The organism is Armatimonadota bacterium, from assembly GCA_035527535.1.
In the GTDB taxonomy this organism is placed as follows: domain Bacteria; phylum Armatimonadota; class Hebobacteria.
On sequence record DATLAK010000027.1, the window covers coordinates 1 to 19,058 of the forward strand.

Here is a 19,058-nt window from a genome sequence, read left to right on the forward strand (position 1 = left end):
CGTGGTGGGCAGTGGGCACATCTATCACGGCCTCGGTTGCGATTTCCGCGGCAACGTCTATCTCGTGGGGCGCGACACGTCCCGCTGGGTGAGCGTGGTCGCCAAGTACAACAACGAGGGCAGCTTCATTACCGCCATCAGTCAGCCGCGTGCTGCCGGGCGCTTCTTCTACCCCGAATGGGTCGCCATTGACCGAGCGGGCCGGGCCTATGCCACGGAGTCAAGAGGCGTGAGCGTGTTCGCCCCCGACGCGGCGAGCATGAGCTCGGCGGCCGCGCAAGGACTTGCGACCGCCTGCGCGGGTGTCATCCCCCGGTGGTAGCGGTCAGACGCGCCGACCTGAAAGAGGCCGCGCGGGTCGTCCAGGATTTCCTGGATGCCTTCCTGGCCGGCAAGCATGACGACGCCGCCGCGTATTATGCGGACCTCTCCGGGGAACATCGCACGCAATTCGAAGGGGAGCTCGCGGACTGGATGAAGCAGTTCCAGCCGAGCCGCGTGGCCTCGCTGGGCCCGGCGCGGAAGAACCAGTGGGACCCGGAGAGGATCGAGGTGCCCTTCAGGGTCGAAGGCGCCCAGACGCTCACGATGGAGACGAGGGTGGGCCGGGACGATCCCTCCCAGAAGTGGTCGTTCTGGGGGACAAGCATGCGGTAAGAGGAGCGCGGTTGGGCGACACTTCCTTTGGCGCGGCCAGGCCGGAGGTGGTGATGCAAGTGGATACCGGCAACGCCCTCGCCGGCTCGTGGTTCGACAAGCGGTCACAGCAGCTTGGTGCCGTTGATGACGATGGAGAACTGGCAGCCGAGCTGGCGGGCGGCGATGCGCGAGGCGACCATGCGCGTCAGGAAGCGCTCGAAGTACTCCATGATGGTGCCCAGCGCGGGGTCGAGGTCCAGGCGCAGGGTAATCAGCTTCTGCGCGGCCTCCACCTCCACTGCCGAGGAGATGGCGGCGTAGTTGATGCGGTCGTGCTCGTCGAAGGTCTCGGGCGACTGGTGGCGCACGCGGGTGCGGCTGACATCGGACTTGTCGGCGACGGTGACGGCGGCGGCGATGTCACCGAAGGGCTCCCCGTATTCCTCCTCGTGGTTGCCGACGCCGGCCATGACCTCGGCGATGTCATCGGGCGCCATGCCCATGGCGCCCAGGATGTGGTAGGCGAGCATGACGCTGGTGCCGGCGTGAGTGACGCGGCTGGCGACGTTGCCGATGTCGTGCAGATAGCCGGCGATCGCCGCCAGCTCGGCGGTGTGCGGATCGCGCCCGAGGTCGAGCAGGATCCGCCGCGCGCGGTCGGCGACGATGTCGGCGTGGCGGAAGCCATGCTCGGTGTAGCCGATGATCTCCATGTTGCGGTCGGCCTTGGCGATGAAGGCGCGCACATCGGCGCGCGCCTTGATGTCGTCGAGGGTGATGGGGGTGGTGGTCATATCCTGTCCTCGGGTGGTGTCGAATTCCTGGGCGGTGGGCCGCCTTGGGCGCGCGGCGCTATACGCCGCGCGGGGTCGGCGAAGTACCCCCCAACGCATATTCCACGCGCTTGGCTATTCCTCATATACCCGCTGCCAGTGCGCGAGGAACGCGGGAAACGCGCCCGCCGAGATCGCCTGCCGCGCGCCCGCCAGCAGGCCGAAGTAGAAGTGCAGGTTGTGGTAAGTCACCAGGCGCGCGGCCAGGATCTCCCCTGCCTTGTAGAGGTGGCGGATATAGGCGAGCGAATGCTCGCGGCAGGTGGGGCAGTCACACTCCGGGTCCAGGGAGCCGGGGTCGCGCTCGTAGCAGGCGTTCTTCAGGTTGAGCCGGCCGCGGCTGGTGTAGGCGGCGCCGTTGCGCCCCAGGCGCGTGGGCAGGGCGCAATCGAACATATCTACCCCCGCCGCCACCGCGCGCAGGATGTCGGGCGGCGCGCCCACGCCCATGAGATACCGCGGCGCTGCCTCCGGCAGCCCGGCCAGGCTGTGCGCCAGCATCTCGAAGGTCAGCTCTTTCGGTTCCCCCACCGACAGCCCGCCGACCGCGTAGCCCTCCCAATCAATGGCGGCGATACGCTCGGCGCTGCGCCGGCGCAGGTCGGGGTGCATCCCGCCCTGGACGATGCCGAACAGCGCCTGCCCGGCGTCGGGGCGGAAGGCGCGGCGGCAGCGAAGCGCCCAGGCGTCGGAGCGGTCGGCGGCGTCCTCGGTGGCGGCGCGGTCGGCGGGGTAGCCGACGGGCTGATCCAGGGCCATGATGATGTCGGCGCCGAGGGCCTGCTGCACCTCGATTGCGCGCTCGGGGGTGAAGAAGTGCTCCGAGCCGTCCAGGTGCGAGCGGAAGGTGACGCCTTCATCGGTCACCCGGGTCAGGGACGCCAGGCTGAAGATCTGGTAGCCGCCGCTATCGGTCAGCAGGGGGCGCTGCCAGTTCATGAACTCGTGCAGGCCGCCGAGCCCCGCTATGACCTCGACGCCGGGGCGCAGATACAGGTGATAGGCGTTGCAGAGCACGATCTGGGCGCCCAGCTCCTCCAGCTCGCGCCGCGTGATCGCCTTGACCGTACCCTGGGTGCCGACGGGCATGAAGGCGGGGGTGGCGACCTCGCATGTGGCACAGCCGCCCCCGGCTGTGCTGGCGCCCGGACGCGATGCGGACGCATCCGGGGGCGGCGCCTTCGACGAGCTCAGGACCAGTCGCGCCACAATCATACGCGCCGTGCGCGCCGCCGTCTCGGAGTCACGATGGGTTATCTCGAAGCGCAGCACAACGTATGGTTCGGCCCCAGGTCACTGGGCTCCTGTATTCCGACGTACAGCGGAAGTCCGGCGTGGCCGTCCGTACCGGCGTGCGCTGCAGACTCCCGGCACGGGCACACATGAGGCAGAACTGTGCGTGCCGCCCACGCAGCCTGCCGCACAGTTGGTCAGTCTTCAGAAAGGGGCTTGCCTACCCGCATGTTGTTTTGAGCACATTTCTAGGACATAATACCTAAATAGCGCAATTTCATTATTTAGCTATTGACAATGTGGCCCTTGCCGTGTATACTTCTGTCGTGGAGCTGGGTTTTCGCGATGATGAGCTTGACAGATTGGAAACTGACGCCAGCTTTGACGGCGGATATCAGCCGGGAATCGTAAAGGCGTTCCGAAAGCGTATGCAACAGATCAGGGCGGCCGTGGATGAGAGGGACTTCTACAAGCAGAAGTCCCTGAGATTCGAGAAGCTGCGAGGTGGTCGGGCACACCAGCATTCCATGCGGCTAAACGACCAGTGGCGGGTGATTCTGGAATTCCAGGGGGAGGGGCCAAGCAAAGTGGTCGTGATCGTTAGCATTGAGGATTACCACTGAGGGAGATGCCCTACATGACCGACAGAAGGATTGCCGAGGCCTTCCCTCCAGGTGAGTTCATCAAGGAGGAGTTGGAGGCACGCGATTGGAGCCAGGTCGAACTGGCCGAGATCATCGGCCGTGAGCCCAAGGTGGTCAGCGACTTGGTTAGGGGCAAGCGAGCGGTTACGCCTGAGATCGCCAAGGCGCTGGGCGATGCGTTTGGCACCAGCGCGCAGTTCTGGATGAACCTGCAAAGCAGCTACGAACTGTGGCGTGCTAAGGATGCCGACGATGCGATTGCGCGCCGCGCCAGGCTCTACGCGTTAGCGCCGATCAAGGAGATGGTCAAGCGCCACTGGCTTGAAATGTCGGAAAGCGTAGCTGTGCTTGAGGAAAGAGTGCGGCGTTTCTTCAGCATCCAGACGCTGGATGAACCGATCCATTTTCCACATGCGGCGCGTCGCGGGACGAAGGAAATCACGCCGTCTCAGGAGGCGTGGCTATTCCGCGCCAGGCAACTCGCCCATGCCGCGCCCGCAAGCCCCTTCTCTGCCCGGTCCTTCAATAATGGATTGAACGAACTGAAGGGGCTCCTTCATAGCGCACAGGAAGTGAGGCATGTCCCCAGAGTTCTTGCAGAGGCTGGCATCCGATTCTTAGTACTGGAGCATCTGCCTCAGACAAGAATCGACGGTGTTGCCTTCTGGCTTGACGACAGGTCCCCCGTCATCGTGGTCTCACTGCGCTATAAGCGGATTGACTGGTTCTGGTACACGCTCTGCCACGAGCTGTGTCATGTGGCCCGCCGCGACGGGCTAAGACATGACGTGATGCTCGATACCGATATCGTTGGCAATGAAGTCGAGTCCGTAGCTGATGAGGCCGAAAGGGAGGCGGACCACTTCGCGACAGCGTTCCTGGTTAGTCCCTCAGACCTAGATGACTTCATTCAGCGGACTCGCCCGCTCTATGGTAGGCAGAAGATCATCGGCTTTGCCAGCAGAATCGGTGTGCATCCTGGCATCGTCGTTGGTCAGTTGCAGTTCCGAGGGGAAGTTCCCTGGTCTGCGCACAGGCAACTGCTGGAAGAAGTGAGGCCCATCGTGATAGGGTCGGCATTGACTGACGGATGGGACCAGGGGGCTCCGGCGCTCAACCGCGGATGGGAGCAGCCGGTTCCGACGCTCGACTGAGGAGTCGCGAAATGGCTACCTATGCAAAGCAGATGCAGCGGATCGTGGCGGCGTATCTCGAGTCAGGCCAACCGTGGCCAACCACTACTCACGAAATAGCCGCATGGGCTATTCGCGAGAGGCTCTGGCAGCCTCATCCGTCCGCTGTCATTAACCAGTGCGCGGATGAGCTAGGCCATGCGCGAACAATACGTCACCGACCCTCAGGGCAGGTCGGTGCGTGCCAAGCATGTAGCCCGAGTGAACCGAAATGGCGAGCAACTCCCACTGTGGGCGGACATTCGTTCCGCAAGCCGAGAGCACATGGAGATTGCATTCCAGCAGCGGCGGCAACAGATTGTCGGCGATTGCAGGCAACTCAAGACTGACGTAGATAGCTTCAACGAGAACCGAAATCCTGGCGCTCCCATACAGATGGTTCTCGATTTCACTTACGATGTGGAGGAACTGGAGGCTGCTGCGCAGCCCTGTGTTTTGACCATCTAGCTTCAGCCGGCTTACTGGCTATCCTCCTGCTCTTCGGGGGAAAGCCCCTCCAATCACGCTTTGCCGCGTCTTGACCCGCAGATACAAGCGCCACCACCGCAGGACCAATCCCGCCTGGCTGCTCCTGCTGATCTCTGCTGACCGCTTGCCATGCCACCAGCAGGCCTGATCTCCCGCCTTAGGCCGCCGCTTGCTGCCGCTCCAGGCTGCGCACCAGGTCGAGGATGTCGGCGACGCCGAAGGGCTTGCTCAGGCACAGCAGCGCCCCCTCGGCGAGCGACTTGTCCACCAGGTGGGAGCCGGCATAGCCGGTGATCATGACGTAGTGCGCGCCGGGATGGAGGCTGCGCAGGGCCTCGAACGCCTCGACCCCGTTCATGCCCGGCATCTTGATGTCGAGGAAGACGAGGTCGAAGGGACGCTCGCGCGCGTGGGCGATGGCCTCGGGGCCGCTGGCGGCCGCGATTACCTCGTAGCCCTTGGGGACGAGGATGTCCACGAAGAGCTGGCGGATCTCCTCCTCGTCGTCAACCACCAGGATGCGGTGGTGGCTCATGGGTTGTGATTCCTCCTTGCGAGACCTGCTGCGGGAGCGCCTCCGCGCCCGCGTGCGCCGGCAGGATGACGGTGAAGCAGGTGCCCTTGCCGGGCTCGGACTCGACGCGGATATCGCCGTGGTGGGCGCGGATGATGCCATAGCTGACGGTGAGGCCGAGGCCGGTGCCCTTGCCCTCGCGCTTAGTGGTGAAGAAGGGATCGAAAATATTGCCCAGGTGTTCGGGCGGGATGCCGAAGCCGGTGTCGGTGAAGGAGACGCTGATCTCGCCGCCGCGATGGGTGGTGCGGATGAAGAGCTTGCCGCCGCCGGGCATGGCGTGGAACGCGTTGATGGCGATGTTGGTGAAGACCTGCTGGAGCTGGCCGCTGTTGCCGCTCACCGGCGGCAGGTCGGGCCCGAGATCGGTGTCAATGACGACGCTGTCCACGCTCAGGATTTGGCGCGTCATGGAGACCACGGCCTCGACCGCGCGGTTGACGTCCACCGGGCCGACGGCGCCGTCGTGCCCCTCGCGGGAGAACCGTAGCAGGTTGCGGACGATGTCGGCGATGCGCACCGTCTCGCGGCGGATGGTGTCGAGGTCGCGGGCGGCGGGCGCCTCCGCCGCCAGGTCTTGCAGCAGCAGCTCGGCGCGCCCCAGGATGACCATCAGGGGGTTGTTGATCTCGTGCGCGACGCCCCCCGCCAGCAGCCCCAGGGAGGCGAGCTTCTCCGACTGGATGAGCTGGGCCTGGGCGCGCTCGAGCTCCGCCAGCATGTGGCGCAGCGTTTCCACCTGCTGCTGGCCGGCGGCGTAGAGACGCGCCTTCTCGATCGCCAGCACCGCCTGGGTCGCAAACAGCGACAGGGTGTTGAGATCGGTGCGATCGAAGTCCTGCACCGTGCGCGTGCGATTGACGTTGAGGGTGCCGACGACTTGGCCCTCGACGATCAGGGGGACGCAAATGGCGGAGCGGATCTCCTCGCCGCGGCGCAGCTGGGGCGCCACCCGCGGGTCGGCGCCGTCGCTGGTCAGCAGCAGCGGCTCGCCTTCCTGGGCGACGAAGCCGGCCACCCCCTCGCCGACGGGGATGCGGGTGGAAGCGATGATCTCCTGCGGCAGACCGCAGGCGGCGGCGATGCGCAGCTCGCCCTTGCCTTCGTCCAACAGCATGAGCGAGGCGGTATCGCCGTCAATGAACTCGATGGCGGTGTGCACCACCAGCTCGAGCAGTTCGTCCTGGTTGGAGTTGGTGATGAGGGCGTGGCTCATCTCCCCCCAGCGCCCCAGCAGGCGCGCTCGCTCGTCGAGGTGGCGCTGGTCCTGGCGCACCTGGTCGAGCAGGGTGCGGTTGGCGCGCTGCAGCATCTTCACCCGCTCCCGGAAATAGGCGCAGATCAGCAGCACCACCACCAGCAGCGCGCTGCGCATCGCCCAGTTGGACAGCAGCGCCTCCAGCGGCCCCGCGGGCAGCCGCAGGTCGTCGGCGCTGTCCATCACGAAGACGCCCACCGCCAGCAGGAAGATGAAGAAGAACGCCAGCAGCCACAACTGGCCCTCGCGCCGCTCTATGGCCCGCAGTCCGTCCGCTTCCATTATCGTCATCGCCGGGTGCTCCTATAGTCGTTCCACCGACCGGCGCGCGGCGCGCACGCGGTTTGGCCCCGCTGTGTGCGATAGTCCGCCAACCTGCGCCGGCGCATAGGGGCGCGCCCGATTGAGGTGGGGGTCGGCCGTCTTTCCCCGCGGCCGGCTCCCCCTGCGGCAAGCTCGCGCACCCGCTGCGCCGGAGCAGGAACGCGCCGCCGGTCGGCGAACTGCTGGGCGGGAGTCTTACGGGCGCCATGCGCCCCTCCCGCAAGGAGTGCAAGCGAATGAGCAGTGACCGGATGCGGTTCGGAATCGTCGGCTGCGGCACCATCGGCAAGCACCACGCCAAGGCCATCAGCACGCTGGCGCAGGCGGAGCTGGCGGCGGTGTGCGACGTGCAGCCGGAGCGCGCCCAGCAGTTGGCGCAGCAGTTCGGGTGCGACGCCGATCGGGACTTCGACGCCCTGCTCGCGCGCGATGACATCCAGGCGGTGAGCGTGTGCACGCCCTCGGGGCTGCACGCCGAGCACGGCATCGCGGCGGCGCAGGCGGGCAAGCACGTCCTCAGCGAGAAGCCGCTTGACATCGCGCTCGACAAGATCGATCGCCTGATCGCGGTCTGCGAGCAGCAGGGCGTGAAGCTGGCCTGCATTTTCCAGCACCGCTTCGACCCCGACGCGCGGCGGGTCAAGCGCGCCATCGAGGAGGGCAAGTTCGGCCAGCTCCTGTTGTGTAATACCGCGGTGCTGTGGTACCGCGCGCAGACCTACTACGACCGCGACGCCTGGCGCGGCACCTGGGCGCTCGACGGCGGCGTGCTCTCCAACCAGGCCATCCACTACCTCGACCAGATGCTGTGGCTGATGGGCGAGGTCGAGGAGGTCACCTTCGCGCAGATCGCGACCCGGGCGCGCCGGATGGAGGCGGAGGATATCGCCCAGGCGACGGTGCGCTTCGCCAACGGGGCCTGGGGCGCGATCCAGGCCTCGACCCTGACCTGGCCTGGCGCCACCACGCGGGTCGAGGTCTACGGCACCACCGGCGCCGCGGTGCTGGACGCCGATAACCTTACTTTCTACCAGGTGGAAGGTGAGGAGAAGATCGAGGCGGCGGGCGCGGCCGCGGCCGCCTCGCTTGACCCCGCGGTCGCCCAACTGACGGGGCACGACGCGCAGATCGCCGACTTCATCGCCGCCGTGCGCGAGAACCGCGACCCCTATGTCACCGGGCGCGAGGCGCGGCGCAGCGTGGCGCTGCTGACCGATATCTACCGCCAGGCCACCGGCCGGGCGATGCTGGGCGGAGGGTAGGCGTTCCCGTCCGTGCCCGGCGCGGCAAGGGTGCGTTCACGAATCCTTGGTCTATCCGCCAACCCATGTGGGCCAGCCGCCCCCGGCGGTCCTTGCGAGGTGCGGCGTCCTTGATTCATAAACACTTTAACTGAGCGCAAGTGATAGACGGCCACACCCTTACCGCGCGAAGGTCCACACCATGTCGCCATCGCCCCCGATGCCGGCGCCTGGCCGCGCCGGCCGCCCCTTGTCGTCGTCGAGATCCTCGCCCCAACTGTAGAGCACGAAACCGTCGCCCTGCCGTCCATACCCGAAATCCTTGCCGGTGAAGGGGTCCTGGGGCAGCTTCCAGCCGGGGTCGGCGTGCAGGGCGGCCAGCGAATCGGGGTACGCCCCGTGCTTGCGATGGTACGCCTCCAGCGCGAGGGCGACGCGCATCGCGTCCCGCATCGCAGTGATGCGGTCGCGCGCAACGACGAACCGGTCGCAATCGGAGGGATCGCCTCGCGCAATGAAGCAGTACGAGGGTAAGTCCGCAAGCTTCCTCTTGAGTTCCCGGTAGCCGGGTTCCGACTCGCGGTACGGCTTCTTCGCCAGGGGCAGCTCCTCCCCGAGCGAATCGAGGTAGGCGATCTTGTCCAGCAGGTGCAGGGGCTTCCCCAGCGGGCTGACGTAGAGCGCCGCCAGCGCCTTAAGCCTCCTATTGCGAGCGACCCCAAGGCTAACAACATCCGAGTAGGCGGCTTTCCGCGGGAGGCGGTCCACCTCCTCAAAGGAGAGCCAACGGCCGGATACCAACTCGCTGCCCAGGGCCTTCTGGATCCCCCCGCCGACATCGGACTCGCCCAGCGCATAGAACAGGTCGCGGCAGGCGCGCGGGTCGAGCGCCTGCTCTTCGATCATCTGCTGAATCGCTTGGTAGGTGTCGATGCTGAGGATGATTCTGCCCAGGAACCCGTTCAACGTCGGCTCGGCGCCCGCGTGAGCCGCCAGCTTGAGGCCGGTGCGGCAGGAGGCCACCGTCCCGGCGGTGTCGCCGCGCTCGCTGCGAATCAGCGCCTCCGCGCTCAACAGCCGGGCGCATTGCCGCATGGATGCGCCGTGCCCGAAGAGGATTCCCTCCGGGTTGGAGGCATTGTTCCAAAGCCGAAACCAGCAGCGGGGTTTGTCGGCGGCGGCCCGCACCAGGTCGAGCGCCGCCTGGTTGCGCGCCAGGATCTCCTGTACCTCGGCCGCCAGCTTCCGGCGGGTGCCGGGCGCGCGACCCTTGACGAACTTGCCCAGGGTATAGCCATCGTGGAAGAAGCGCGACCCCTGGAACTTGTCGAATGCTTGCTGGTAGAGGATGGCCGCGTTGTCCTTGTCGGGCACGGGCGGGGGGATGACCTGCGCCCACTCGGTGGGGAGGCCCTTGGCGCGCAGCTGCGCGAGGCGCTGGTCAACCGTTTTCTGCAGGCTGGCGACAAACAGCCAGTACGCCACCGCCAACGCGACCACCACCGCGAGCGCGATGCCGCAGACGAAGCGGAAGGTGCTGCCTTTGCCGGTGTCGAGGCGCGACACTTCCGGGTGCCCTCCGCGCGGGATGCTATCACGGAATCGGCGCCTGCGCAAGTGACCCCCTCCCCCTTCCAGAGCCTGCCCTGAGCCTGTCGAAGGGGGGAGGGTTAAGGTGGGGGTGAGGCCCATCGCCTCCTACCCTCACCCGGCTTCTCCCCTTCGACCGGCTCAGCCCGCGCACGCATCACCCTCCAGGTGGTGCTGCTCGTAGTATTGCTGATGATATGCCTCCGCCCGGTAGAAGCGCCCCGCGGGCAGAATCTCGGTCACGATCACTGCGTCGTACTTGCCGGACTGCCGGAGATGCTTCAGCGCGGCCTGGGCTGTCGCTCGCTGCTGCGGGGTGTGGTAGAAAACCACGGACTTGTACTGCGTTTTCTTCCTCACCGTCGGGTCGTGGGTTCCCCAGAACGCCGCCAGCACCTCATCGTAGGTGATCCGTGCCGGATCATACACGATCTCCACCGCTTCGGTGTGACCGGTGGCGCCGCGGCAGACTTGCTCGTAAGTCGGATTGTCAGCGCGGCCGCCGGCGTATCCCACCGTGGTGGCGACGACCCCGGGAATCCGACGAAACGCCGCCTCCACCCCCCAGAAGCAGCTGCCGCCGAACGTCGCCTTCTCTGTAGTCAAGGGCTTGACTTTCCTGCCGTAGTCTGTAAGATGCGTGTCACGCGGATGGTGGCCGGCGAACACCGCTCCCATCACGCCGACCGTCACTATCGCCGGCATCAAGCATTTCGCCATGATAGTTGCTTCCGTTCTGCCACCCTCATTCTATGATTTCCGCCCGCGCGCCCGCCGAAACGCCGCGCGGACTACACCGCGGGCAACCGACAGCAGGAAGGAGGTCCCAAGATGAGCGATGACCGCAGAATGGTGCAGAGGATCAGCGTGGCCTCGCACGAGCACCTGCCGCTGTGGGCGGTCGGCTGGCTGTTCACGATCGGGTATCTCAAGCTTGCCTTCTGGAAAGCGGTGCTGGCGGTGGTCATCTGGCCCTACTACATCGGAGCGGCCGTGAGATGACGGGGGGCGGGGGCCGGCGCCTGACGCGGCCACCGCTTGGTTCTCGACGCAGGTTAAACGGATTGACAGGCTTGAACGAAACCCCCCGACCTTGCCGCCAGCGGTGCCTCGCGCCAGTCAGCTATACGCTGTTCCTGGCGCTGACCGCCTACGGCCTGGCGCTGTTCGCGCTGGGGCCGTGCCTGACCTCGATCGCGGACACATTCGCGGTCGGGCTGGGGGCGACCGGAGCGCTGTTCACCACGTTCTTCGTGGGCTTCATCGCGGGGGTGCTGGCGGCCGGCTACGCGGCGGAGCGGGTCGGCAAGCGGCGGGTGGTGATGGCGGGGCTGGCCATTCTCGGCGCGGGGCTGGGGCTGCTGGGCGTCAGCCCGGGTCCCTTCGCCGTGCCCCATCTGTGGTGGGCGCTGGCGGCGATGGTGGTGACCGGCATCGGCGGAGCGACGGTCGAGTCCACCGCCAGCGCCCTGGCCGCCGACGTCAACCCGGGACGGGAGGGACTCGCGCTCAACCTGATGCAGGCGTTTTTCGGGTTGGGCGCGATCGCGGGGCCGCTGGTGGTGGGAGCGGTGCTGCGCCAGGGCGGAGCGTGGCAGCTTCACTTCCTGATCGCGGCCGGCTTCAGCGCGCTGATCCTGGCCGCGCTGGCGGCGCAGCCGGCGCCCGAACGACCCGCGCCGCCGCTGCCGCTGCGCGAGCTCGGCCGCCTGGCGCGCCAACCGGCGCTGCTGGCGCTGTGCGGCGCCATGGCCCTCTATGTCGGCGCCGAGATCGGCTACACGGGTTGGATCAGCGCGCTGGTACAGGAGCGGCTGGGGGCGACCGCGGCGAAGGCGGCGACCGCGGTGACGGCGTTCTGGGTGATGATGACGGTGGGGCGGCTGATCTGCACCTGGCTGGTGGCGGTGACGACGCCGCGGCGGCTGCTGGTGACGCTGGCGGTGGGCGGTGGGCTGGCGAGCGGAGCGACGGGGCTGGCGCCATCGCCGTGGTGGGGCATCGCGGCCTCGGGCGCGGTGGGGTTCTTCTACTCCGGCATCTTCGCGCTGGTGCTGACGGCGGCGAGTGAGCGCTTCACCCGCCGGCGGGCGGCGGTCTTCAGTCTCATCATGACCAGCGTCGGCATCGGCGGCATGATCGTGCCCGCGGCGATGGGCGTGGTGGCGCAGGCATTCGCTTTGCGCTGGGCGATGGCGCTGCCGGCGGCGGCGATGGTGGGGCTGGCGGTGCTGTTTGCGCGCACCGGCGATGCTCGGCGGGTGTGACCTGTTTCTTGGGGATGGATTGAGGCACTCACCATGTGGCACAGCCGCCTCGGCGCAGTCGCAAGCCTTATCAAGCGGTGCCGTCACTTGCGGCGCGCGCTGCTGACCACGAGCCAGGTGCACATCACGAGCGCCATGGCGACAAGGGCCGCCAGGTACCAGGCGTCCACGCCCGTAACGGGCGCGCTCGTAAGATAGAGAATTGCGATAATGCCTCCAAAGACAACGGCGACTACGCCGGAGAGGATGAGACGCGTCTTACGGATCCGCGCGACCATTCGGCCGGTTACGTATTCGAGGTCTTCGTCGCGCCTGATCCAGTAGGTCTCGTTTTCGTTACCCAGCTGTCGAGTTCGCACCATGTCGAGGCCCACGGCCTTCGTCAGCATTTTGACCAATCGGTCGGCGTTGAGATACCGGGTACCAATCACGACGGTCTTGCTGTTGATCACGTAGATCGAGTGCTTCCGCTGCCCGAACCGAAGCAGGCAAAGGCCACGGATATCAGAAAACGGCACCTTATGGCGACGCAGGAAGCCGTCCGCCCAAATCAGTCCGAGGTCGTCAACGGCCACCTCCCACCGCGCGGAATGGACCATTCCGTAGGCGCCGAAGACGGCAATGGCGGCTGCAAGGCAAACCATGACATGCGAGGCAAAGAGATAGCCTGAAGGTCGCGGCTCTGGCGGCTGCGAAACCACGAATGCAGCGGCGCCCGTCAAGCCGAACGCGCAGATCGCTCCGGCCGGAAGCATCCACCAGCGGCTATAACGGAAGGTTTCACGCATAGCGTACGCTGCTGCTCGACGGTACCGGCTACTTACGCCGTCTGGGCGTGGGTTCCTGCTGCGTGAACCCAGCGCAGGTTGCCGACCGGCGCGGCTCCTTTGGGTGCCGGTGATGTGCCGCGGTGTAGCCCTGTGCTGCGGTTTGGGGGTTGCGCGGTAGACGCTGCATCGTTTGGTTGAGACCGCGTCGGTGCCCTGCCGCGCTGGTAGCGTTGTCGCTGCTACAGACCCTTCTGGAGCCGCAACTGTGGGCTAGATGAGGAAAACGCGAGCGGGGCCACGAAGGCAATCTGCTGCGTGTACCCGGTTGCGTTTATGCCGTCTCGGCTGTGCTGCACAGGTCGCGCGCGTTCTATGCGGGGATGACCGTGCCGCCCACCTCCGAGATCCAGCCCCGCGCCCACTCCACCGCGTCCAACCCGAGGTCGCAGATGCAGCTGGCGTGGAAGATGATCCCTTCTATCCGCCGCTGGCGCAGGAGATCGAGTGCGAACTCGCACTGCCGCTTCATCAGCTGCAGAGGCATCGGTTGACGAGCCTCGTAGTCCTGCATGTAGCAGCCCAGCAGCTTGCCCTGCCGCGGGGCCAGCTTCTCCAGGCGGTCGAAGCTGGACTCGAGATCGCGCAGCGCCTCCGTCTTCGAGGTCCACAACGTCACCTTGTCGCAGAGGTCGAGCTGCTCCTGCACCGGCCAGTCCAACATGTGCTGGTAAAGCACGACCCACAGGTCGAGGGTTCGCTCGGGCAGGCGCAGGCGCTCCCGCACCGCCCGCAGCTCCGCCCGCGACAGGGCGCCCAAGGGCCCGTCTTCTCCGCCCTCGGGGTCGCGGAAGAAGTCGTCCATCATCAGTCCGGTGATGTTGGGCATCCGGGCTGCAAGCTTGAAGACCTCCTCGCGCAGGGCCGCATCCGTCTGCCCCGCATCACCGACGATGGACCACACCACGCGCTTCAATGACCGCATCGGCAGCGCGAACTGGTCGAACGGGGGGAACGGCCCGGAGTTCCCATAGTTGACCACGATCAGATTCGGGGTCCCCAGATAGCAGGCGGCCTCGACCGGCGTAATGCGGGATTCTCCTTGCACCCCGTGGCGGCCGTCAAGACTGCCTGCCGGATGACCCCACAGCCACAGCTTGTCTCTCACGTCCATTCACTAATCTCCGGGGCCCCCCGGATCCGAGCCGAGGCGGTCCATACCCTGGGCGCGGCGCGGCCTCCCGTGCTTCACTTCTGCGCGACAACGCTCAAGGCGCCCACCAGCAGCGGCGGCGCGCACAGCGAGCCGATCCACTCGGGCTCTCGCAGCCGACGGCCTCCACCCGCATGAGGGCGTCACAGGCATCGTCGGCGAGCATGGTATTCTTCACGCGGCCTACGATCTCCCCCTCTTCGATCTTGTAGCCCAGGGAGACGTTGACCGAGAAGTCCCCGTTCATGATGTTGCTCTGGCCCAGCCCCATGACGCTGTCCACCAGTCGTAGGGCGGAAGCTCGTCCCCTGCCCCCTCCCCGACTCTGGGCAGGAGGCAAGCTCCTGCCCTACGGCTGGTGCATCGAGGTCACGACCAGACTACGTTAACCGAGCAATGGTCCGTCGGATTCCGCTCCGGGGAGAACACGATCGGGGCAACGAAGCTGACCTGTCGCGCGTACCCGATTGCGTCTATGCCCTCTCGGCTGTGTTGGCGCCGCAAAGCGGCGCCTCTCTGACCCCGAGCGGTCGGGGTCCCACATCCGGCAGTGCATCATTCCCACTTTTCGAGGTCACATCCCGCTCGGCCGCGCGCTTGACTGCCGGCAGGGGCGGTGATAACATTCGCCGCGAGGGGGGCGCCTGTGCCACATTCTGTCGGAGCGGGCGTCCACCCCGCCCATCCGGCGCAGCAAAGGAGGCCTCAATGCCCCCCAGGATGAAGTCAGCGCCGCTGTTCGCCCTTTGCCTGGTGACCACGCTCTGCGCCTCGGCGTGCGCGGGAACGATCCTGGTGGTTGACTTGTCGCAGGCCGACGTGCCGACGCAGATGCTGGTGGCGAGCGTGCAGGGGGTGGTCAACCGCGACCCCTCCGCGGTCGGCGTGTACACGGTGCGCGAGCCGCAGGACGCCGCCTGGCTGTCGCTTTACCGCGACGAAGTCGAGCGCGTGACCCCCGACCAGCTGCTGGCGCGGGTGCGCGACCGCCTGGCGGGGCAAGTGCTGTACGATCCCGCCGAGGCGCACTCCCTCAATCTCGCCGCCGCCGCCGCCGCCATTCTCGACGCCGCCCTGACCCCAAACGACTTGGGGCTGAAGACGGTGCTCGATGCGCGCGGGCGCTGGCCGGATCGCTTGAGCGCCTACCGCTATGCGGTTGCGCAGGTGATGCGAGAGTCGGCGCCCGATCGCCTGGCGCTGGTGGGGGGCGAGCGCACCGACGTGCGCGACTACCTGAGCCGCGAGCGCGTGCTGGCGGTGGACCTGGATTGGCGGGATCCCGAGCAGGAAGCGCTGCTGCGCGAGATCCTGTCCCGGCTGCAGCCGGGGTCGCTGGTGCTGGGGTCGCCGGAGATGGTCGGCGACGATGCGCTGCTGGCGCTGCTGGCGCAGAATGGGCACCTGCTGGTTCCGATCTCGCGCGCCCCCAACCTGTCGTTTCACTCGGCACATCCGGTGACGGCGCCGCTGCATCAACTCGAGCGCGTGGCGCCGCCCGCCCTGCAGGTGCTGGTCACCTTCGTTTACGAGGGCGGCGCGGACGTGGGCTTCGCCCTGGGGCGGATGCGCGAGCTGTGGGCCGACCGTGCGCGCGGGCGCGTGCCCCTGGGATGGACGATCTCGCCGGCGCTGCTCGATCTGGCGCCAGCGGTGATGCAGAGCTACTGCGCGGGCGCGGGGCTGAGCGGAACCGACGAGCTGGTGCTGGCGCCCAACGGCGCGGGGTACTTCGTCCCGACTCGCCACCCCAACTGGGCCGGCATCTTGGAGCGCATGGCGACATGGGCGCGGGCGGGCGATTTCCGCGTCGCCGCCATCACCGACCGCGGGCCCGCCTCGGAACTCCGGCAGGCGCTGCCGCACTACTGGGCGGCGGGGATGCGAGGTCTGCTGCTTGGGGTCGGGGCGGGGCTGACGACGGGCATGTATGACGGGCTGCCGGTCACCGCGCAGGCGCTGCGCGCCACGGCCGCCGATGCGGCGCTGCGAGACATCCGCGAGGCGTCGCGCGCGGCCAAGTACATCTACGTCAGCGTGGATCCATGGTCGCTGACGCCCAGCGACCTCGCCTATATCGCCCGTCGGCTGGGGAGCGACTACCTGGTGCTGCGGCCGCGCGAATTCATGGCCGTGGCGCGCGAGGCCTCCGCCACCGGCTCCCGCCCGCCGCGAGCGGGCAGCGCCGACATCGCCTCCGTGGCGCTGCGGCCCGCCGAGCCCGGGCCCCGGGATAAGGTGGAGGTGCGCGCGACCGTGCGGTCGCCGGTGGAGCTGGACTCGGTGCAGGCGGTCTATGGGGTCAGCGGGGCGCCCGGGGAGTGGAGCGCCCGGCTGCAGCGTGAACCCGATGACCGCTATACGGGCGCGCTGCCTCCCCTCCTCGGCGGCGGGCCGCTCAGCGTCCGCCTGCGCGCGGTGGACCGAGAGAACGGCATCACCTGGTCCGCCCCCGTGAGCCTGACGGTCGCGGCGCCCGATGCCGACGACGACGGGCTGAGCGATGCGCTGGAGAGCCTGGTGCGCACCGACCCCGCCGCCCCCGACACCGACGGCGATGGCTGGCGCGACGGCAGTGACGCTCATCCACTGCTTCCCGACCGGTTCACTGCGTTCTACCTGTGGCCGGTGGCGCCGCCGGGGGATGGGGTTTACCTCGCCCAGGGCGGCGGCAGTGTCAGCGGCGGCATCCGGGCGGTGGAGGGCGACCAGACGGCGGTGTACAAGCTGCCGCTGGCGAGCGCCCCGGCGGGGTCGCGGCCGGCGCTGCAGGCGGTGGTTGGCGGCGACTATCGCCTGGAGGTGTCGGCGGACGGCCGGGAATGGCGCGAGATCGCATCCGCGTCCGGGGACGCGCCGCTGGCGCCGGGCGCGTGGGAAGCGCCGGCGCCGACCGGCGGAGCGCCCGCCTTGTGGGTGCGCCTGTCGGACCGCACGCCGCAGGGCGAGGCGCCCGCGCGGCTGGCGCAGTTGAGCTTGCGGTCTCATCCCGACGGCCCCTCCATCCTGCCGCGAGGCACCGAGCCCATCTTCCCGGGGCCGGGGATGCCCATGGCGGTCGCGGCCGACATCTTCGCCCCCGGCGGAATCGCCGAAGCGAGGCTCTACTACCGCATCAATGACACGGGCACGATCGCGGTGCCGATGCTGGAGCGCGGCCACTCACAGGTCTATGGCGCCCAGGTGCGAGGCGCGCTCAATGGCGATGTGATTACCTACTGGGTGGCAGCAACGGACGGCCAGGGGAATGCAGCGGCAACCCGACCGCTTGCGTTCCACGTCGGCGTCATCGCCCGGGAGACAATCTCCCTGCTGGTCGGGCGCGACTTCGAGGGGGAATGGGAGGCGGGCGCGGAATGGGACGGCTCGCGCTGGAACCCGCAGGCCGGGGCCGCGGATCGGGCGACCGTCAACCTCAGCGGGGGCGCCTACCGCTGGTGGGTGCTGGCAGCGCCGCGCGAGGGGGGGATCCGCGTCAGCGTTGACGGCCGCGAACTCGGCGCCGCCATCGCCGCGCAACCTGACGGCTGGCAGTCGCTGGGGACGCGGGATCTGCCCCGCGGACGACATGAGGTGGTCGTTACCTCGACCGACGACGTGCGTTCAGGGTACGCGCAGGTGCTGATCACGCAGGATCGGAGCCTGGTGCCGCCGTCCGGCCTGGTGTGTGATTTCTACAATAGCCTCACCGTGCTCGCGCCCATGCCGGGGCAGAAGGTCAAGGGCCTGGTCGAGATCGAGGCCACGGGCACCGGCAATATCGGCGCCGTCGAGTGCTACGTTGACGGCAGACTGGTGGATCGCGGGCGCCGGCCGCCATATCGCTTCCGCTGGAACGCGCGCCGCGCCGCCGCCGGGCCGCACCCGGTCGAGCTGCGCGCCCTCGATCACGCGGGCGAACTGCTGCTGACAACCTCCTTGCAGCTCGAGGTCGGCAGGTAGCGCCGCGTCAGCCCACGGACTTTCGTTCGCGACCGCCACCTGGGGGCCGTCCGGGTGTGACCGATTTTGGTGGGGATGGTTGGGCGACGCACCGGGCGCGACCTCGTAGGGGCAAGGCATGCCTTGCCCCTACACCCGCGCCCCGACCTGTCGGGGCGCGCCCAAGGGTGCCCCCTGGGGGCCGTCCCTGCGGCTTGCACCGGAAACCCCGCGGCACCGGCGCGAAATGGGTAACATTGGAAGTAGTAGCGTATGAGTCTGCCCGCGCGGCCCTGGTCGGCCGGTGCGCGGGCGTTGAGGTCAATCCCCATGGTGCGAGCGATTGCCGCGGTGGGTGCGATCCTGGGCGTGGCCGCGCTGATCGCCGGCTGGCGGCCGGGGGGAGCGACGGACGACGGGCTGCGCCCCAGCGCAGTTCAGACGGCGGGAGAGATAATGGGCGGCAAGGTGATCAAGACCGACGCTGAGTGGCGGGCGCAGCTTGCGCCCGAGCAGTATTGTATCATGCGCGAGAAGGGCACCGAACCGGCCTTCACCGGCAGGCACTGGAAGACCAAGGAGCCGGGGGTTTACCGCTGCGCCGCTTGCGGCCAGCCGTTGTTCGGCTCGCAGGCGAAGTACGATTCCGGCACCGGCTGGCCCAGCTTCCGGGCGCCGGTCGGGCCGGGCAGCATCGCCACCGCCGGTGATGACAGCGCGGGCATGCGCCGCACCGAGGTGCGGTGCAGCCGCTGCGACGCACACCTGGGGCACGTCTTCGAGGACGGTCCCGCCCCCACCGGTCAGCGCTACTGCATCAACTCCGCCGCCCTGGATTTCATTCCCGCGACCGCCGAGGGGAAGGATTAGCTGCGTCAATGATGTATTGACGG

Annotated in this window: 19 protein-coding genes; 10 read left to right on the plus strand and 9 right to left on the minus strand. The window is 67.7% G+C overall.

Translation table 11 applies throughout. From position 1 onward, the window contains the following. Together VM221_01440 and VM221_01445 are read left to right on the plus strand one after the other, a co-directional pair. A partial coding sequence (locus VM221_01440; GenBank protein ID HUT73479.1) for a hypothetical protein occupies nt 1-322 on the plus strand: 322 nt, incomplete at its 5' end. Continuing rightward, nucleotides 316-657, plus strand: coding sequence for a hypothetical protein (locus VM221_01445; protein ID HUT73480.1), 342 nt, complete (start codon nt 316-318; stop codon nt 655-657). The genes VM221_01440 and VM221_01445, both read left to right, overlap by 7 nt. A gap of 104 nt (nt 658-761) precedes the next feature. Here VM221_01445 and VM221_01450 read toward each other — a convergent pair whose 3' ends face one another. Together VM221_01450 and tgt are read right to left on the minus strand one after the other, a co-directional pair. After that, nucleotides 762-1,433 (minus strand): HD domain-containing protein, encoded by a 672-nt coding sequence (locus VM221_01450; GenBank protein ID HUT73481.1) that lies wholly within the window; start codon nt 1,431-1,433, stop codon nt 762-764. 114 nt (nt 1,434-1,547) lie between these two features. Beyond that, nucleotides 1,548-2,687, minus strand: a complete 1,140-nt coding sequence (tgt, locus tag VM221_01455) for a tRNA guanosine(34) transglycosylase Tgt (protein ID HUT73482.1) — start codon at nt 2,685-2,687, stop codon at nt 1,548-1,550. Nucleotides 2,688-3,031: 344 nt separating this feature from the next. On the opposite strand from tgt, the gene VM221_01460 reads away from it, so the two are divergent. The 3 genes from VM221_01460 to VM221_01470 all read left to right on the plus strand — a co-directional run bounded on the left by VM221_01460 (nt 3,032) and on the right by VM221_01470 (nt 4,989). Continuing rightward, nucleotides 3,032-3,328, plus strand: a complete 297-nt coding sequence (locus VM221_01460; protein HUT73483.1) for a type II toxin-antitoxin system RelE/ParE family toxin — start codon at nt 3,032-3,034, stop codon at nt 3,326-3,328. Between the two features lie 14 nt (nt 3,329-3,342). Then, complete coding sequence (locus tag VM221_01465; protein HUT73484.1) at nt 3,343-4,503, plus strand: HigA family addiction module antitoxin; 1,161 nt, start codon at nt 3,343-3,345, stop codon at nt 4,501-4,503. A 177-nt stretch (nt 4,504-4,680) separates the two neighbouring features. After that, nucleotides 4,681-4,989, plus strand: coding sequence for a hypothetical protein (locus tag VM221_01470; protein HUT73485.1), 309 nt, complete (start codon nt 4,681-4,683; stop codon nt 4,987-4,989). Between the two features lie 178 nt (nt 4,990-5,167). Here the strand turns inward: VM221_01470 and VM221_01475 are convergent, their stop codons facing one another. After that, the gene (locus tag VM221_01475) at nt 5,168-5,545 is read right to left on the minus strand and encodes a response regulator (GenBank protein ID HUT73486.1); all 378 of its coding nucleotides are present in this window, start codon (nt 5,543-5,545) and stop codon (nt 5,168-5,170) included. Beyond that, nucleotides 5,517-7,133, minus strand: coding sequence for an ATP-binding protein (locus VM221_01480; GenBank protein ID HUT73487.1), 1,617 nt, complete (start codon nt 7,131-7,133; stop codon nt 5,517-5,519). Before VM221_01480 ends, VM221_01475 begins: the two co-directional genes overlap by 29 nt. A 269-nt stretch (nt 7,134-7,402) precedes the next feature. On the opposite strand from VM221_01480, the gene VM221_01485 reads away from it, so the two are divergent. Next, entirely contained in the window at nt 7,403-8,428 is a 1,026-nt protein-coding gene (locus VM221_01485; GenBank protein ID HUT73488.1) for a Gfo/Idh/MocA family oxidoreductase, read from the plus strand. 159 nt (nt 8,429-8,587) lie between these two features. On the opposite strand, the gene VM221_01490 is transcribed toward VM221_01485, so the two are convergent. After that, the gene (locus VM221_01490) at nt 8,588-9,973 is read right to left on the minus strand and encodes a hypothetical protein (GenBank protein ID HUT73489.1); all 1,386 of its coding nucleotides are present in this window, start codon (nt 9,971-9,973) and stop codon (nt 8,588-8,590) included. 165 nt (nt 9,974-10,138) lie between these two features. Further along, on the minus strand, nt 10,139-10,717 hold the full coding sequence (gene msrA, locus VM221_01495) for a peptide-methionine (S)-S-oxide reductase MsrA (GenBank protein HUT73490.1): 579 nt from the start codon (nt 10,715-10,717) through the stop codon (nt 10,139-10,141). Nucleotides 10,718-10,828: 111 nt separating this feature from the next. Between msrA and VM221_01500 the strand changes: the two genes are divergently transcribed. Next, a complete protein-coding gene (locus VM221_01500; protein ID HUT73491.1) occupies nt 10,829-10,999 on the plus strand; it encodes a hypothetical protein in 171 nt (56 codons plus the stop codon). 71 nt (nt 11,000-11,070) lie between these two features. Further along, nucleotides 11,071-12,264, plus strand: coding sequence for an MFS transporter (locus VM221_01505; GenBank protein ID HUT73492.1), 1,194 nt, complete (start codon nt 11,071-11,073; stop codon nt 12,262-12,264). 83 nt (nt 12,265-12,347) lie between these two features. Here the strand turns inward: VM221_01505 and VM221_01510 are convergent, their stop codons facing one another. The 3 genes from VM221_01510 to VM221_01520 form a co-directional block, all read right to left on the minus strand. Next, nucleotides 12,348-13,052, minus strand: coding sequence for a hypothetical protein (locus tag VM221_01510; protein ID HUT73493.1), 705 nt, complete (start codon nt 13,050-13,052; stop codon nt 12,348-12,350). Between the two features lie 352 nt (nt 13,053-13,404). Further along, a complete protein-coding gene (locus VM221_01515) occupies nt 13,405-14,205 on the minus strand; it encodes a hypothetical protein (GenBank protein HUT73494.1) in 801 nt (266 codons plus the stop codon). Between the two features lie 94 nt (nt 14,206-14,299). Continuing rightward, nucleotides 14,300-14,515, minus strand: a complete 216-nt coding sequence (locus tag VM221_01520) for a metallopeptidase TldD-related protein (protein HUT73495.1) — start codon at nt 14,513-14,515, stop codon at nt 14,300-14,302. A 437-nt stretch (nt 14,516-14,952) separates the two neighbouring features. On the opposite strand from VM221_01520, the gene VM221_01525 reads away from it, so the two are divergent. Beyond that, complete coding sequence (locus VM221_01525) at nt 14,953-18,186, plus strand: Ig-like domain-containing protein (protein ID HUT73496.1); 3,234 nt, start codon at nt 14,953-14,955, stop codon at nt 18,184-18,186. Nucleotides 18,187-18,621: 435 nt separating this feature from the next. Continuing rightward, on the plus strand, nt 18,622-19,035 hold the full coding sequence (msrB, locus tag VM221_01530; protein ID HUT73497.1) for a peptide-methionine (R)-S-oxide reductase MsrB: 414 nt from the start codon (nt 18,622-18,624) through the stop codon (nt 19,033-19,035). The last annotated feature ends 23 nt before the right edge of the window (nt 19,036-19,058 follow it).

Excerpts from the sequence above, each read along its gene's own strand:
- VM221_01450 (HUT73481.1), bottom strand. The coding sequence starts at position 1,433 with ATGACCACCACCCCCATCACCCTCGACGACATCAAGGCGCGCGCCGAT.
- tgt (HUT73482.1), bottom strand. The coding sequence starts at position 2,687 with ATGATTGTGGCGCGACTGGTCCTGAGCTCGTCGAAGGCGCCGCCCCCG.
- VM221_01465 (HUT73484.1), top strand. The coding sequence starts at position 3,343 with ATGACCGACAGAAGGATTGCCGAGGCCTTCCCTCCAGGTGAGTTCATC.
- VM221_01470 (HUT73485.1), top strand. The coding sequence starts at position 4,681 with ATGCGCGAACAATACGTCACCGACCCTCAGGGCAGGTCGGTGCGTGCC.
- VM221_01475 (HUT73486.1), bottom strand. The coding sequence starts at position 5,545 with ATGAGCCACCACCGCATCCTGGTGGTTGACGACGAGGAGGAGATCCGC.
- VM221_01480 (HUT73487.1), bottom strand. The coding sequence starts at position 7,133 with ATGACGATAATGGAAGCGGACGGACTGCGGGCCATAGAGCGGCGCGAG.
- VM221_01485 (HUT73488.1), top strand. The coding sequence starts at position 7,403 with ATGAGCAGTGACCGGATGCGGTTCGGAATCGTCGGCTGCGGCACCATC.
- msrA (HUT73490.1), bottom strand. The coding sequence starts at position 10,717 with ATGGCGAAATGCTTGATGCCGGCGATAGTGACGGTCGGCGTGATGGGA.
- VM221_01500 (HUT73491.1), top strand. The coding sequence starts at position 10,829 with ATGAGCGATGACCGCAGAATGGTGCAGAGGATCAGCGTGGCCTCGCAC.
- VM221_01510 (HUT73493.1), bottom strand. The coding sequence starts at position 13,052 with ATGCGTGAAACCTTCCGTTATAGCCGCTGGTGGATGCTTCCGGCCGGA.
- VM221_01515 (HUT73494.1), bottom strand. The coding sequence starts at position 14,205 with ATGGACGTGAGAGACAAGCTGTGGCTGTGGGGTCATCCGGCAGGCAGT.
- VM221_01520 (HUT73495.1), bottom strand. The coding sequence starts at position 14,515 with ATGGGGCTGGGCCAGAGCAACATCATGAACGGGGACTTCTCGGTCAAC.
- VM221_01525 (HUT73496.1), top strand. The coding sequence starts at position 14,953 with ATGCCCCCCAGGATGAAGTCAGCGCCGCTGTTCGCCCTTTGCCTGGTG.
- msrB (HUT73497.1), top strand. The coding sequence starts at position 18,622 with ATGGGCGGCAAGGTGATCAAGACCGACGCTGAGTGGCGGGCGCAGCTT.